Here is a 15,317-nt window from a genome sequence, read left to right as displayed (position 1 = left end):
CGTCACTGCCGATGGACATCGACGCGTCGGGTCACTTTCTACCGCCACCGACTCCTCGGCTGCACGTGATCTCAACCCTAACGCCTACTCCGAGGCGTCGGTCTCCTCCGGCTCGTCGGCGTTGCGGGCGATCGCGATGACGGTGGTGCCCTCGTCGAGGTTCATCAGACGCACACCCTTGGTCTGACGCCCTGCCTTGCGGACCTGCTTGGCCGCGGTGCGGATGACACCGCCGCCCGAGGTGATCGCGTACAGCTCCGAGTCGTCGTCGACGATGAGCGCGCCGATGAGTTCACCGCGCCGACGATCGTGGGCGATGGTGAGCACGCCCTTGCCGCCGCGACCCTGGACCGGGTAGTCGTCCATGCCGGTGCGCTTGGCGTAGCCACCCGATGTCGCGACGAGCAGGTAGGTGTCATCGCGGACCACGTTGAGCGACAACAGGGTGTCGTCGGTGTTGAATCGCATGCCCTGCACACCCGAGGTCTGCCGGCCCATCGGCCGCAGGGTCTCGTCGTCGGCGTGGAATCGGATGGACTGGCCCTTCTGCGAGACGAGCAGCAGATCATCGTCGGAGGAGCACAGCTGCGCGCCGACCAGTTCGTCCTCGCCGCGCAGGTTGATCGCGGCGATACCGCCGGAGCGGTTGGAGTCGAAGTCGACGAGCTTGGACTTCTTCACCAGGCCGTTGCGGGTGGCGAGCACCAGGTACGGCGCGTCCTCGTAGGTCTTGAGCTGGATGACCTGCGCGATGCGCTCCTCCGGCTGGAAGGCCAGGAGGTTGGCGACGTGCTGGCCGCGCGCGGTGCGGTTGGCCTCGGGCAGTTCGTAGGCCTTCGCCCGGTAGACCCGACCCTTGGTGGTGAAGAACAGGATCCAGTCGTGGGTCGAGCAGACGAAGAAGTGCTTGACGATGTCGTCCTGCTTGAGACCCGCACCCTGAACACCCTTGCCGCCGCGACGCTGGCTGCGGTAGAGGTCGGTCTTGGTCCGCTTGGCGTAGCCGGTCTCGGTGATCGTGACGACGACGTCCTCGCGGGCGATCAGATCCTCGTCGCTGACGTCGCCGTCGGCCGCGATGATCTTGGTACGACGCTCGTCGCCGTACTTCTCGACGACCTCCTTGAGCTCGTCACGCACGATGGCGCGCTGACGCTCCGGCTTGTCCAGGATGTCCTTGTAATCGGCGATCTCGAGCTCGATCTCGGCGAGTTCGTCGACGATCTTCTGGCGTTCCAACGCCGACAGGCGACGCAGCTGCATCGCCAGGATGGCGTCGGCCTGGATCTCGTCGATGTCGAGCAGCTCGATGAGGCCCGTGCGCGCGGTGTCGGTGTTGGCCGACCGGCGGATCAACGCGATCACTTCGTCAAGTGCGTCAAGGGCTTTCACCAGACCGCGCAGGATGTGCGCGCGTTCCTCGGCCTTGCGCAACCGGTACCGGGTGCGGCGCACGATGACGTCGATCTGATGCGCCACGTAGTAGCGGATCATCTGGTCGAGACGCAGGGTGCGGGGCACGCCGTCGACGATGGACAGCATGTTGGCGCCGAAGCTGGTCTGCAGCTGGCTGTGCTTGTACAGGTTGTTCAGCACGACCTTCGCCACCGCGTCACGACGCAGCGTGACGACGATGCGCATGCCGACGCGGTCCGAGGACTGGTCCTCGATCCGGCTGATGCCCTTGAGCTTTCCTTCGTTGACCTGCTCGGCGATCGACTGGATCAGGTTGTCCGGATTGACCTGGTAGGGCAACTCGGTGACCACCAGCGTGGTGGTCCCCTTGTTCTCCTCGATGTCGACGACGCTGCGCATACGGATGCTGCCGCGGCCGGTGGTGTAGGCGTCCCTGATCCCCTGGCTGCCGACGATCAGTCCGGCCGTGGGGAAGTCGGGTCCCTTGATGCACTCCATGCAGGCGGCGAGAGTGGTCTCGTCGTCGGCATCGTGGTGCTCGAGAGCCCAGAACACCGCGTCGGCAACCTCGTTGAGGTTGTGCGGCGGCATGTTGGTGGCCATACCGACGGCGATACCGCCGGATCCATTGATCAGCAGGTTCGGGATCCGCGCGGGCAAAACCGTCGGCTCCTGGGTCTTGCCGTCGTAGTTCGGCGTGAAATCGACTGTCTCCTCGCCGATGTCACGCAGCATCTCCATGGCGAGCGGTGTCAGGCGGGCCTCGGTGTAACGCATGGCGGCCGCGCCGTCGTTGCCGCGGGAACCGAAGTTGCCCTGGCCGTCGATGAGCGGGTACCGCATCGACCACGGCTGCGCCAGACGCACCAGGGCGTCGTAGATCGCGGTGTCACCGTGCGGATGGTAGTTACCCATCGTCTCCGCAACGGGTTTCGCCGACTTGACGTAGCTGCGGTCGGGGCGGAACCCGGCGTCGAAGGATGCGTACAGGAGCCGGCGGTGCACCGGCTTGAGGCCGTCGCGCACCTCGGGGAGCGCACGGCCCACGATCACGCTCATCGCGTAATCGATGTAGCTCTTCTGCATCTCCTGGCCGAGATCGACAGGTTCGATGCGGTCGCCTTCACCGCCGGCGGGCGGCAGGGTGGTGTCAGTCATTGTGGATTCTTTCTCCGATCACTGCGAAATACTTCGATCCGTGATCAGACATCAAGGAAGCGAACGTCTTTCGCGTTACGGGCGATGAAGCTTCGACGAGCGGCGACGTCCTCACCCATGAGGATGGAGAACAGTTCGTCGGCCGCCGCGGCGTCGTCGAGCGTCACCTGGCGCAGGACACGCACCGCCGGATCCATGGTGGTCTCCCACAGCTCCTTGGCGTTCATCTCACCGAGACCCTTGTAGCGCTGGATGCCGTCGTCGGTGTTGATCTTCTTGCCAGCCGCGCGACCCGCCTCGAGCAGACCGTCGCGCTCGCGGTCGGAGTAGGCGAACTCCGGAGCGGACTTCTGCCACTTCAGCTTGTACAGCGGCGGCTGCGCCAGGAACACGTGACCGTGCTCGATGAGCGGGCGCATGAAGCGGAACAACAGCGTGAGCAGCAGCGTCGAGATGTGCTGACCGTCGACATCGGCGTCGGCCATCAGCACGATCTTGTGATACCGCAGCTTGGCGATGTCGAACTCGTCGTGGATGCCGGTGCCGAAGGCGGTGATGATCGACTGGACCTCGGCGTTCTTGAGGACCCGGTCGATGCGGGCCTTCTCGACGTTGATGATCTTGCCGCGCAACGGAAGGATCGCCTGGTACATCGAGTCGCGACCGGACTTGGCGCTGCCGCCGGCCGAGTCGCCCTCCACGATGTAGACCTCACACTTGGTGGGGTCGTTGCTTCGGCAGTCGGCGAGCTTCCCAGGCAGACCACCGATGTCGGTTGCGGTCTTGCGGCGCACCATCTCTCGCGCACGACGCGCGGCCATGCGCGCCTGTGCGGAGTCCGCGGCCTTCTTGACGATGATCTTGGCCTCGGCGGGATTCGCCTCGAACCAGTGACCGAGATGCTCGTTGCAGGTGCGCTGGACGAAGCCCTTGATCTCGGTGTTGCCGAGCTTGGTCTTCGTCTGACCCTCGAACTGCGGATCGGAGACCTTGGCCGAGATCACCGCGGCGAGACCCTCACGGATGTCGTCGCCGGTGAGCTTGCCGTCCTTCTCCTTGATGAGCTTCTTCTCGAGCGCGTACTTGTTGACCGTGCTGGTCAGCGCCGCACGGAAACCCTCTTCGTGCGTTCCGCCCTCGTGGGTGTTGATCGTGTTGGCAAAGGTGTGCACCGACTCCGAGTAGCCCGCGTTCCACTGCATCGCGATCTCGACCTCGTGGCCCTCGCCCTTGGCGCTGAACCCGATGACGGTGTTGTGGATCGACTGCTTGGTGCGGTTGAGGTGCTTGATGTAGTCGACGAGCCCGTCCGGGTAGTGGTACGTCCGGGTCTTCGGCTTCGTCGCGGCCGCAGCCTTCTCGGTCTCCGTCTGGACGGCCTCGGCGACCTCGGTCACGGACGCCTCGTCGTCACCGTTGGCATCGCCCGGCGCCTCGACGGCCTGGGGACGCTGATCGGTCAGCGTGATGGTCAGACCCTTGTTGAGGAAGGCCATCTCCTGCAGACGACGCGCCACGGTCTCGGCATTGAACCGGGTGGTCTCGGTGAAGATCTCCGGGTCCGGCCAGAACCGCACCGTCGTACCGGTCTTACGCGTAGCGTCACCCTTCTCCAGGGGACCGGGCTTGGCGTAGGAGTAGGTCTGCTCCCAGTGGAAACCGTCGTTCTCGATCTCGAGCTCGACCTTGGTCGACAGCGCGTTGACGACCGAGATACCGACGCCGTGCAGACCGCCCGACACCGCGTAGGCGTCGGAGTCGAACTTGCCGCCGGCGTGCAGCTGGGTCATGACGACCTCGACGGTGGGGACGCCGGTCCGGTGCATACCGGTCGGGATGCCACGACCGTCATCGACGACCTGGACACCGCCATCCTCGAGGAGGGTCACGTCGACGCGGCTCGCGAAGCCGGCCATCGCCTCGTCGACCGAGTTGTCGACGACCTCCCAGATCAGGTGATGCAGGCCGCGTTCACCGGTGGAACCGATGTACATGCCGGGCCGTTTGCGGACGGCTTCCAGACCTTCGAGGATGTTGATCGAGTCGGCGCCGTACTCCGACGGCTTCTTCTTGCTCTTCTTGGGTCCGGTGTCGTTGGTGTCGGCCACGAGGTGCGTCCGCTCCTGTTCTGCTCATCGGCGGATCCCAGGAACCCGGGATCCGTCGTCGATCTACTCGACCAGGGGGCGGGCAGGTCGATGCGCACACAGGTATGCCCGGGACTTCCCGGGTTGCCTGAAGGCCGCGTTCGATCTGCCGTTCGGTGGTCCCCTGTCGGGACAACACCTCACAGTGTACTGCCTGACTTGCCCAGGAACGTGCATCCGGGGCCGCTAACAGGCCCTCAGATCGATTTTTTTGGGATCAGCCCGGTTCGATCGTGGATTGGGGAGGAAAATCCGCTCACAAGGCGCATCGACTAGTAATGTGCGGACGAGTCTGCTAAGCCCGGCCTAGCCGTACGTGTCCCGCGGGCCCCTCCCCCGCACATGACGTTCGCCCTTACGCCACGACGGCCCCTTGGGTCCGCTGATGCGCAGGGACTTCACCACGCCGTCACCGACGGCCGCCGCGATCTTCGCCAGGATCTGCGACTGCACGTACCGCAACTGCGTCGCCCACGCCGTGGACTCGGCCTGGATGTGAAGTACGTTGTCCCGCAACTCGATCGGCTTGGCATGCGCGGCGATGTCGGCACCGACGATGTTGTCCCACATCCCGAACAGGGTGCCTTCGCCGATCTTCTCCTGCCAGCCGCGGTCCTTCGCGAGACCGCCGACGAGACGCCCGAAGGGCTGCGGATCCCGGGCATCGGGACCCGATCCCGACCATCGCTTCCGCGTCTGCGCACCCCGCGGTGTGCGACGCACCGGTGACGCGCGACCGCGTCCCACCGACTTCCCCGCCGCCCGCGCCGCGGCGCGCGCCTCCTCGAGAGCCTTCCGGGCGCGTTCGTATCCGCCGAGTTCGCCCGGTTCGATCGGCCGGTTCGACGGTTCTCCCACCGCGTCGGGGCGCGACGGGTGTGCTTCGTCACTCATCGGAGACCCCGCTCACCGGTTCCTCGACCGATCCGGGCGGGACGTCCGATTCGTCTCCGACGACCATGGACCGACGACCGTCCGCGTCCTCGACGACGTCGACGAAGATCCGCCGGCCGCCGATCTCGCCCGGGATGTCGTCGGCGACGGCCGCGGTGATCAGCAACTGTTCGGCGCCGGCGGTGAACTCCACCAGTTTCTCCCGACGCTTGGCGTCGAGTTCGGCGAAGACGTCGTCGAGCATGATGACCGGTTCGATCCCCTCGGCGCGCGTAAGCTCGACGGATCCGAGCCGCAACGCCAACGCCAGCGACCATGATTCGCCATGCGATGCAAAGCCTTTCGCGACGTCGGAGCCGAGGACGATGTCGATGTCGTCGCGGTGCGGACCGACCAGGCACATACCGCGCTCGATCTCCTTGTCGCGCAGCTCGCGCAGGCGAGCGGCCAGGATCTCGCTGATCGACTCGGCCGTCGCCGTGTCGAATTCGACGCCGCCGGCGGGCCGGTATCGCAGGGTCGCGGGCCGGGAGTGCGGCGCGATCGACGCGTAGGACCGGGTGAAATGTGGTTCCAGTTCGGCGAGTACCTGCAGCCGCGCCGCGGTGACCTGACCGCCCAGGTCCGCGAGCTGACCGTCCCACACATCGAGCGTGCTGATCACCGACTCGGCCTGGTCGCCGCCACGTCGCAAAGCGGCGGCCGCCGTCTTGAGCAACGCCGACCGCTGACGCAGTACCCGGTCGTAGTCGGCGCGGGCCGCCACCCATCGGGGACCGCGCTGGGCGACGAGTTCGTCGATGAACCGTCGGCGATCACTGGGATCCCCACGGACGAGCGAGAGATCCTCGGGAGCGAAGAGCACGGTCCGCAGGATCCCGAGCAGGTCACGGGATCGCCGGGCGGGGCTGCGGTTGATCGACGCCTTGTTGGCACCTTCGGCGTTGATCCGCAGTTCCGCGGTCAGCTCCCGGCCCTCGTTTTCGACGGTGGCGGTGACCAGTGCCGACGCGGATCCGGAATGTACCAGCGGCGCATCGGAACTCACCCGGTGCGACCGCAGGGTCGCCAGGTAGAACAGCGCCTCGAGCAGGTTGGTCTTGCCGAAGCCGTTCCGGCCGGTGAAGACCGTCGGGCCGGGCCGCAGATCGAGGTCGACGGCCTGCCACGAGCGGAAATCCCTCAGGTGCAGCTCACGAACGAACACGGTCGGTTGCGGTGATCGGCTGGGTGCGCGGCGCGGGTCAGCCCGGCAGGCGGACCGGCATCAGCAGGTAGCTGAACGCGCTCTCGGGGGCGACGAAGGCGCCGGACTCGTCGGCGACCGGATCCTCGCCGCTGGCCGGACGCAGGACCGCCGGACGGCTCGGGGTGGTGAACCCGAAGTCGACGCTGTCGGCGTTGATCGCCGAGAGGCCGTCCTGCAGGTAGCCGGGGTTGAAGGCGATGGTCAGCGGCTCGCCGTGGAACGACACGGGCAGCTCTTCCTCGGCCTTGCCGGCCTCGTCGCCACCGGCGGTGAGGAGCACGGATCCCTCGGAGAACTCCATCCGGACCTGCGCACCGCGTTCGGCGACCAGCGCGACACGACGGATCGCCTCGATCAGCGGGGCGCTGTCGATGGTGGCGACTGCGGTGTGGCTGGCCGGCAGCAGCTGGCGGAACTTCGGGAACTCCGCGTCGAGCAGGCGGGTGGTGGTCTTCTTGGTCTCGCCGAGGATGCCCAGGATGCCGTCGGATCCGATGGCGGCACCGCTGCCGAAGGCCAGCGAGACGACGCCGGTGCCTTCCGAGCCCGCGGTCTTGGCGCTCTCGGAAAGCGTCTTGGCCGGGACCAGGACCGCCCCCTTGGTGTCGGGGTCCGAAGGCTCCCACTGCAATTCGCGCACGGCGAGGCGGAAACGGTCGGTGGCCGCGAGGACCACGGAGTTGCCCTCGATCTCCACGCGCACGCCGGTCAGCATCGGCAGGGTGTCGTCCTTGCCGGCCGCGACGGCAACCTGCGAGATCGCCTCGGCGAACAGCTGCGACGGGATCGTGCCGGTGATGGCCGGGACGTCGGGCAGCTGCGGGTAGTCCTCGACCGGCATCGTCGGCAGGGAGAACTTGGCGCTCCCGCAGGTGATCGCGACGCGGGCGCCGTCGAGGGTCACGTCGACGGGCTTGTTGGGCAGGGCCTTGGTGATGTCGGCCAGGAGTCGACCGGAGACCAGCACCTGGCCGGGCTCGGCGACCTCGGCACCCAGGTTCTCCTGGGCCGATACCTCGTAGTCGAATCCCGAGACGGTCAGACCGGTCTCGCCGACATTGAGCACCACACAGCCCAGAACCGGTACCGGCGGACGAGAGGGCAGGCTTCGAGCGACCCAGGCGACGGAATCGGCGAACTCGTCACGTGCGACACGGAACTTCATGCTGGGAGATTGCCCTTCTCTCTCGTGCGGATCGTCGGCATGCCGTAGCCGAAACGACGGCATGGTCGATCACGTCCCACATCCGGGAATCCCACTGTAGAACGCCACCGCCCATGCCGGGATGGTTGGGGCCAAGTCAGTCCATCCGGGAGGCCGGGCCCGCAGGGCCCGCGGATGGGTGTTTGTGCACAGTCCTTCTTACAAAAGATTTCTCTTTAGAGAGGGATCCATCTCAGTAATAGGAACTGTGGAATCTGTGGACAACTGTCACATCGGGCCAGTCGGACGGGGTGCGCGGGTGTGCATGATCGGTGGAGCGTCGTTGAGCGGAATCCCAAGAATTTGTGGACAAAACTTGTTGTTCGCGCGGCGTCCACCGTCGGTGCACAGGTCTTGCCCTGTTATCCCACGCCGATCCACAGCCTCCGGAGCCGAAAATTGTCATTCCAGAGAGCCGATCCGAGTGTGCGAGAACACAGAAGATCGACGCGTCAGTCTCGACCCGGGGAACAGAGTTGTGGTTCGGGCGGGTCGGATCCGAAGGGATACGAAGCCGGCCTCGTTCTCCGTTGCGAGCGGCGCGACACCCCTCGCTCTCCTACTCGGGCGGCGTGACGCCTTCCACTGTTGCCTGTTTCGGGCGGCGTGACGCCTTCCACTGTTGCCTGAGGTGCGAGGAGCGCAAGCGACGAGCCTCGAAGGCCTGGTGAGACGACGCCGCTGACGCTCGCCCCTCCAGGAGCACCCAGACCGGCCCCTGACACACGAAACGCGCCTCCCGTGCGGAGGCACGAGAGGCGCGTGGAGAGCAGAGGAGAAGGACTGTCAGCCCACCGCACGCTGCTTGATGCGGGCGGTCAGCTCCTGGACGTGGTCGTACACCTTGCGGCGTTCGGCCATCTCCTTGCGGATCTTGCGTTCGGCGTACATGACCGTGGTGTGGTCACGGTCGAATGTCTCACCGATCTTGGGCAGCGACAGGTCGGTCAGCTCACGGCACAGGTACATCGAGATCTGACGGGCCTGGGCGATGGATCGGGTCTTGCCGGGCCCGCGCAGCTCCTCGACCGAGATGTCGAAGTATTCGGCGGTGATCGCCAGGATGCTGGCGGCGCTGACCTCGAGGGTGCCCGAGTTGGGTAGCAGTGCCTGCAGCACGACGTCGGCGAGCGACTTGTCGAGCGCTGCGTCGTTGAGCGAGGCGAACGCCGTCACACGGATCAGCGCACCCTCTAGTTCGCGGATGTTGCGTTCGATCTTCGACGCGATCAGCTCGAGGACGTCGTCGGGCACCGCGATGTTGTCCATCTGCGCCTTCTTGCGCAGGATGGCGATGCGGGTTTCCAGATCGGGCGGCTGGACGTCGGTGATCAGACCCCACTCGAATCGTGTGCGGAGCCGATCTTCAAGGGTTGCAAGCTGTTTCGGCGGACGGTCGGACGAGATGACGATCTGCTTGCTCGCGTTGTGGAGGGTGTTGAAGGTGTGGAAGAACTCCTCCTGGATACCTTCTTTACCCACCAGGAACTGGATGTCGTCGACCAGCAGCACGTCGACGTCGCGGTAGCGGCGCTTGAACGCCACCCGCCGGTCGTCACGCAGCGAGTTGATGAAGTCGTTGGTGAATTCCTCGGTCGAGACGTACTTGACGCGCATCCCCGGGAACAGGCGCTGGGCGTAGTGGCCGGCCGCATGGAGCAAGTGGGTCTTGCCCAGTCCGGACTCTCCCCAGATGAAGAGCGGGTTGTATGCCCGTGCCGGAGCCTCGGACACCGCGACCGCGGAGGCATGCGCGAAACGGTTCGACGCGCCGATGACGAAAGTGTCAAAGGTGTACTTGGGGTTCAGGTTTGCGCCCGACGGCGACGGCGTACTCGTCGGTCGCTCGGCGAAGTAGGAGGCCCAGTCGCCCGACGGTCGTCCGGTGTCGCCACCCGGCACGGCTCCGGCACCCGGGGTCGCGGGGAATCCGGCACCGATCGCCGCACCCGGGACCGCGGAGTAGTCGACCGGTGCCGCGCCGTTGACCAGGCGTGGTTCGGGCGCGGCCGGCTCCGGCACCGGTTCGTCGTTGCGGGGTGTCTGGATACGAACGCCGAGATCCACCGGCTCGTTGAGGTGACGGCTCAGGACCGAGCGGATCGTCTCGCGCAGATTGCGCTCGATCTGTTCCTGGACCAGAGCGGTCGGCACGGTGAGGAGGGCGAATCCCTCGGTGAGGGTGAGGGGTCGAACCAGTGACAGCCACGCCTTCTGCTGGCGGGTCAGTGGTTCGTGGTCGCGTGCGGCTTCGTCGTCGTTGAGTTCGGCGACGACCTGTTGCCACACCTCACCGAATGTGTCGCGGTCTGAAGTCACGGGGCTGGCCTCCTGACCCGGAAAACTACCAGCGTTGACGCGGGCCGGGGCACCCCACGTCATCGACCGCATCTCTCCACAGAGTTATCCACACCTGTGTACAACGGTGATGACGAACTTGGGACTTTGGTCGGTAACCTCGGATCCCGGCGACACTTCGTTGGTGTCCGGCAGGGGTTCGCGGCCGACGCTCTGACAGAACCTAACAGAGGTGTCGGCGGGCGACAAAGCGATCGGGACAATTGACTCGTTCGAACTGATTGTCGTCGTCCGCGTGCTTCAGAACACACCTGGTGAGAGACTGTTCTGCTGCCTCGACGACCGCGTTTGATTTGAGCGCGCGCTGTCAGTAGTCTCGACTGGTCATCCAGGTAGCGGATTTGCGCGGCGTTTTGTCATGTTCGCCGAGTTCATCACCGACAAGAGTTCGGCACCGTCCTGGATCAACGACCAACGACAACATGTGGGTCACGTGCGGGTAACCGGCGTGCTCACAGGGAGCACAAGGAGTCACCGTGGCCAAGGGCAAGCGTACTTTCCAGCCGAACAACCGTCGTCGTTCGCGCGTGCACGGCTTCCGTCTGCGTATGCGGACCCGCGCCGGCCGTGCGATCGTCAGCAGCCGTCGTACCAAGGGCCGCGCGAAGCTCACCGCCTGATCGTCGGCTACCCACCGGATCCTCCGGGTCCGGTCAGCTGATCGATGACTGCGTCTTCTCATCGGATCTCTCGTGGATCCGACTTCTCACGCACCCTGAAGTCCGGTGCGCGGGTGAATGCTCGTGACTTCGTCGTACACCTGGCACCGGTCGGCCCACAGTGGCCGGATCCGTCCGGGTTGCGACGCGACGTCGCCATGACAGGTGGACCCTGGCTCGGCCTCGTCGTCAGCAAGTCCGTGGGCAACGCCGTGGTCCGCCATGCCGTCGCACGACGGCTGCGGGCCGCGTTCGCGGCGACCCGGCATCTCTGTCCGGCCGTCGAGACATACGTGGTGATCCGCGCTCGGCGCGGTGCCGCGGACAGGACCAGTGAAGAACTGGCGGATCAACTGCGGGCGGCCTTCTCCAGCCGGCGGGTCGTCGAAATGGCGTCCACCGCAGGCACACCGATCGGGGCGGGTGTCGGTCGATGATCGACTCCGAGCTGGATGACCGTGGATCGGCCCCCTCCCCCACCCCGTCATCGTCGACTCCGGACACTCGGACCGACTCGCCCGCCGACGCGGACGATCAGCTCACCGTCATCGCCCGGATGCGCCGCGGAGCCCACCTGCTCCCCCGCCGCACGGTCATCTTCCTCATCGAGCTCTACCGCACCTGGGTATCGCCGCTGCGGCTGCCGACGTGCCGGTTCGAACCGACCTGCTCGGGTTATGCAGTTGAGGCCCTCTCTCGTCACGGCTTTCTGTACGGCTCCCTGCTGGCGACGGTCCGGCTCCTCAAATGCGGTCCGTGGCACAAACCCGGATACGACCCGGTCCCCGACAAAGGTCCCCGCGAACTGTGGAGCGATCTCTGCGTCCGGGTCCGTGAACTCTCCGGTGGGCCGCAGGCCCACGATGACCGGACCCATCAGCCACCATCCCGGCGGAACGATTCCACCTAGAGAACAACAAGTAAGGGGTACCTGACCCGTGCTCGACTTCATCTACTACCCGGTCTCCGGGATCATGTGGGTGTGGCATTGGCTCTTCAGCTACGTCACGCCCAGCAGTCCCGGTGGCGACGGCATCGCCTGGGCACTGTCCGTGGTGTTCCTCGTCTTCACCCTGCGCGCGATTCTCTACAAGCCCTTCGTGAAGCAGATCCGCACCACGAAGAAGATGCAGGAGATCAACCCGCAGCTTCAGGCGATCCGGAAGAAGTACGCCAAGGACCGGGTCAAGATGACCGAGGAAATGCAGAAGCTGCAGAAGGAGCACGGGTTCAACCCGATGCTCGGCTGCCTGCCGATGCTGCTGCAGATCCCGGTGTTCATCGGTCTGTTCCACGTGCTGCGTTCGTTCAACCGCATGGGTACCGGCATGGGACAGCTCGGCATGAGCGCCGCCGAGACCCGGGCGCAGGGCAACTACGTCTTCAGCGCCGATCAAGTGCAGAACTTCCTCGACGCCCGTCTGTTCGGTGTGCCCCTGTCGTCCTACCTCGTCGAGCCGGTCACCGAGTTCCAGGCATTCGTCGAGCCCGGCGCCCCCATCGATTTCACCCGTGTGCAGATCGGCTACGTCATCGTCCCGATGATGATCATCGCCTCGATCGCGACGCACATGAACTCGCGCGCATCGGTGCAGCGTCAGCCCGAGGCCGCTCTCGAGAACCCGCAGACCCGGATGATGAACAACCTCGCGCTGTACATCTTCCCGATCGGCATCCTGATCACCGGTCCGTTCTTCCCCGTCGCGATCCTCCTCTACTGGATGAGCAACAACATCTGGACCTACGGCCAGCAGCACCTGGTCTTCGGCAAGATCGCGAAGGAAGAGGAAGAGGCCAAGCGCCTCAAGCAGGAGAAGCTGAAGGCGAACGCCCCCAAGCCGGGTGCGCGTCCGGACCGCCAGAAGAAGCGCAATGCAGCTGCTGATGCCTCCGGGGACGCGGAGACGACGGCTGTGTCGATGACCAAGGCGGGTGCGGCTGACGACGCCGATACGACGTCCGACTCCTCCCCCAGCGAGACCACCGACTCCGCGCCGAGTGCGAAGCCGAAGCCGGGACAGAAGCCGACGCGCTCAGGCGCCGGCGCCGGTCCGGGTTCCAAGAAGCAACCCCCCAACCGGGGCGGAAAGTCCACCGCCAAGAGCGGTAAGAAACGCGGCAAGCGATGACCGCACAGACTTGTTCGAAGCACACAGTTAGGTGAATGAGATGACAGCAGAGACTGCAACTCAAACCGGAACCGAGACCGAGGCGCCGGACGACGCCAAGGCCACGACCGAAGCCCAGACCGACACCACCGAGTCCACCGGAGCGGACGCCGCTGCCGACACCGACGTCACCGATGAGTCCGCCGAGGACTTCGACGACGATCAGGACGATGACGAGGACGATGAGGATCGCCTCGTCGAAGAGGGGGAGATCGCGGGCGACTACCTCGAGCAGCTGCTCGATGTTCTCGACTTCGACGGCGACATCGATCTGGATGTCGACGGTGACCGTGCCGTCGTCAGCATCGACGGCGGTGACGACCTGACGAAGCTCGTCGGCCGCAAGGGTGAGGTTCTCGACGCCCTGCAGGAGCTGACCCGCCTCGCGGTCCAGCAGGCGACCGGCGAGCGTAGCCGGCTGATGCTCGACATCGCCCGGTGGCGTGCCGACCGTCGTGACCGCCTGGCCCGTCTCGGTCGCGAGGTCGCCGAGCGTGTGCTCAAGTCGGGCGAGCGTGAAGCGCTCGATCCGATGACCCCGTTCGAGCGCAAGATCGTTCACGATGCGGTCGCCGCCGTCGACGGTGTTGTCAGCGAGAGCGAGGGTGCCGAGCCCAAGCGTCGCGTGGTGGTCCTCCCCGAGTAGGACTCACCAGAACGAGAAGTTCCACTCAGGCCCCGACCGATGGTCGGGGCCTGAGTCGTTTCGGACTCCCCTATCCCATCGGCGCCCAGGTCCCTCGGCGCCGCCGGACGAAATCACAACGGTGTTGTTTCACGTGAAACCGGACGGGCTTGGATCCTCCATCCACTCGGAACGACTGTGTCGTCGATGCATGAGGAGCGCTCGCGACGGGGACGGTTTGAGGGATGCGGTCGACTGGCGCGCGTGGCAGTCAAGTGGTCGAACTGACCGTTTCGGGCCATTAAGGACCGCGAATTTCCACGACCTCGGGCATCGGTGCTGAATCGTCACGTGTCGATTCATCTCGACCCGGGTCCCTTGATGCCGGAGAGTGCTCAACGAGCCGGGCCGGATTTCGCGCGCAGTGCACGATGCCCGCACTGATGCCGTGGGAGCGTTACGCCGATGGCGGCGTCACCGGTTTCGAACCTCACTGGGCTCGTGGCGCCCGTTGCACGTCGCGAATGCCGAACCCCGCTCCCGTCCGTCGTGACCGCGGTCGGTTGTCCGATTGTTGTTCGCGGTTGACCGCAACCTCGTCAATCGCTGCGTCCCGCTGGGCACCGGTCTGAAGCGTCACGCTCGTCGGCAAGCTGGCACTCACGCGACCAGCTGGCAACGGGTTTGGCAGACGTCGCCCATCGTGTCGGACATCGACACTCTCCGCGACATCTGCACATGGCACCGGCGGGGTTCCACGTGAAACCGCGCCGGCGATGTTGTCCGTAGGCCTCGCGGCGATAGTCCGGTCGCCACTGTTCGGTTCTTCGGGCCACCGGGACGGACTTCGATCGAGGCAGGGTCTGCCGGGACCGTTGCGTCGCTTGCGACACGTCGGCTGTACTTGCCGATCTTCCGGAGTGCGTTCGCGTCTCGGCTCTCGGTGAGGTTTCCGGTGTGGCCCGGCTTCGAACCACTCGATGGGTGGCGCATCGTTCCGCCTCGACGGGTTGATCTGCGACGCTGTCCGTTCGTCGCAGGCGAAGCGGAACGGAACGCGCACGAAAGCACGGTGGGCGGCAACCACCCCCTCCCCCACCGGGTGATCCGAGGACGCCCAGAGGTGAACGGACCGGACCACGTGAGCAGTCGAGCTGGACCATGGCTGGGGCGAGTCGATGCGTCGCTGCGGTCCATCGAAATAGGGCAGGGTGGATGTCGGTAAGGCAGTCGGACCGACCGGTCAGGGGCACCCACCCCGATCGAGGGCGGCTTCTGCAATCACCCTGGGGAATGACATCAGTGTCGTTTCACGTGAAACATCCGCCATCGGGTGTCAGCATATGGTCGGTCAGGAATACTCGGTTCCACGTGAAATCTCACGCATTCGGCGAAGCGCCCGACGATCCGGTCTGAGGTCGAACCAGGTTTGCCGGACC

At 65.5% G+C, this 15,317-nt stretch carries 11 protein-coding genes; 5 read left to right on the top strand and 6 right to left on the bottom strand.

The window, feature by feature from the left end; genetic code table 11:
* Positions 1 to 84: 84 nt before the first annotated feature.
* The 6 genes from gyrA to dnaA form a co-directional block, all read right to left on the bottom strand.
* Entirely contained in the window at positions 85 to 2,574 is a 2,490-nt protein-coding gene (gene gyrA / locus LQD00_RS17590; protein ID WP_232718414.1) for a DNA gyrase subunit A, read from the bottom strand.
* Positions 2,575 to 2,618: 44 nt separating this feature from the next.
* On the bottom strand, positions 2,619 to 4,682 hold the full coding sequence (gene gyrB / locus LQD00_RS17585; protein ID WP_232718413.1) for a DNA topoisomerase (ATP-hydrolyzing) subunit B: 2,064 nt from the start codon (positions 4,680 to 4,682) through the stop codon (positions 2,619 to 2,621).
* Between the two features lie 345 nt (positions 4,683 to 5,027).
* Positions 5,028 to 5,615, bottom strand: coding sequence for a DUF721 family protein (locus tag LQD00_RS17580; RefSeq protein ID WP_232718412.1), 588 nt, complete (start codon positions 5,613 to 5,615; stop codon positions 5,028 to 5,030).
* The gene (gene recF / locus LQD00_RS17575; RefSeq protein ID WP_232718411.1) at positions 5,608 to 6,822 is read right to left on the bottom strand and encodes a DNA replication/repair protein RecF; all 1,215 of its coding nucleotides are present in this window, start codon (positions 6,820 to 6,822) and stop codon (positions 5,608 to 5,610) included. The genes LQD00_RS17580 and recF overlap by 8 nt, the downstream gene beginning before the upstream one ends.
* A gap of 37 nt (positions 6,823 to 6,859) precedes the next feature.
* Entirely contained in the window at positions 6,860 to 8,029 is a 1,170-nt protein-coding gene (dnaN, locus tag LQD00_RS17570; protein WP_232718410.1) for a DNA polymerase III subunit beta, read from the bottom strand.
* Between the two features lie 825 nt (positions 8,030 to 8,854).
* Positions 8,855 to 10,387: a chromosomal replication initiator protein DnaA gene (dnaA, locus tag LQD00_RS17565; RefSeq protein ID WP_232718409.1), complete on the bottom strand. Its 1,533-nt coding sequence runs from the start codon at positions 10,385 to 10,387 to the stop codon at positions 8,855 to 8,857.
* A 515-nt stretch (positions 10,388 to 10,902) separates the two neighbouring features.
* Between dnaA and rpmH the strand changes: the two genes are divergently transcribed.
* Genes rpmH through LQD00_RS17540 form a run of 5 tightly spaced genes read left to right on the top strand, consistent with a single transcriptional unit; the run spans position 10,903 to position 13,899 of the window.
* Positions 10,903 to 11,046: a 50S ribosomal protein L34 gene (gene rpmH / locus LQD00_RS17560; protein WP_006437507.1), complete on the top strand. Its 144-nt coding sequence runs from the start codon at positions 10,903 to 10,905 to the stop codon at positions 11,044 to 11,046.
* A gap of 44 nt (positions 11,047 to 11,090) precedes the next feature.
* Positions 11,091 to 11,522, top strand: a complete 432-nt coding sequence (gene rnpA, locus LQD00_RS17555; RefSeq protein WP_232718408.1) for a ribonuclease P protein component — start codon at positions 11,091 to 11,093, stop codon at positions 11,520 to 11,522.
* Positions 11,519 to 11,995, top strand: a complete 477-nt coding sequence (gene yidD / locus LQD00_RS17550; protein WP_232718407.1) for a membrane protein insertion efficiency factor YidD — start codon at positions 11,519 to 11,521, stop codon at positions 11,993 to 11,995. Before rnpA ends, yidD begins: the two co-directional genes overlap by 4 nt.
* 28 nt (positions 11,996 to 12,023) lie before the next feature.
* Positions 12,024 to 13,214, top strand: coding sequence for a membrane protein insertase YidC (gene yidC / locus LQD00_RS17545; RefSeq protein WP_232718406.1), 1,191 nt, complete (start codon positions 12,024 to 12,026; stop codon positions 13,212 to 13,214).
* Positions 13,215 to 13,254: 40 nt separating this feature from the next.
* Positions 13,255 to 13,899 carry a Jag family protein gene (locus tag LQD00_RS17540; protein ID WP_232718405.1) on the top strand — a complete coding sequence of 215 codons (645 nt, stop codon included), beginning with the start codon at positions 13,255 to 13,257 and terminating at the stop codon, positions 13,897 to 13,899.
* Positions 13,900 to 15,317: the final 1,418 nt, after the last annotated feature.

Source organism: Gordonia metallireducens (genome assembly GCF_021245825.1).
Classification (GTDB): Bacteria; Actinomycetota; Actinomycetes; order Mycobacteriales; family Mycobacteriaceae; genus Gordonia; species Gordonia namibiensis.
Note: the sequence above shows the minus strand (reverse complement) of the source record. Positions and strands in the feature narration are given on the sequence as shown.

Excerpts from the sequence above, each read along its gene's own strand:
- yidD (WP_232718407.1), top strand. The coding sequence starts at position 11,519 with ATGATCGACTCCGAGCTGGATGACCGTGGATCGGCCCCCTCCCCCACC.
- rnpA (WP_232718408.1), top strand. The coding sequence starts at position 11,091 with ATGACTGCGTCTTCTCATCGGATCTCTCGTGGATCCGACTTCTCACGC.
- LQD00_RS17580 (WP_232718412.1), bottom strand. The coding sequence starts at position 5,615 with ATGAGTGACGAAGCACACCCGTCGCGCCCCGACGCGGTGGGAGAACCG.
- LQD00_RS17540 (WP_232718405.1), top strand. The coding sequence starts at position 13,255 with ATGACAGCAGAGACTGCAACTCAAACCGGAACCGAGACCGAGGCGCCG.
- gyrA (WP_232718414.1), bottom strand. The coding sequence starts at position 2,574 with ATGACTGACACCACCCTGCCGCCCGCCGGCGGTGAAGGCGACCGCATC.
- dnaN (WP_232718410.1), bottom strand. The coding sequence starts at position 8,029 with ATGAAGTTCCGTGTCGCACGTGACGAGTTCGCCGATTCCGTCGCCTGG.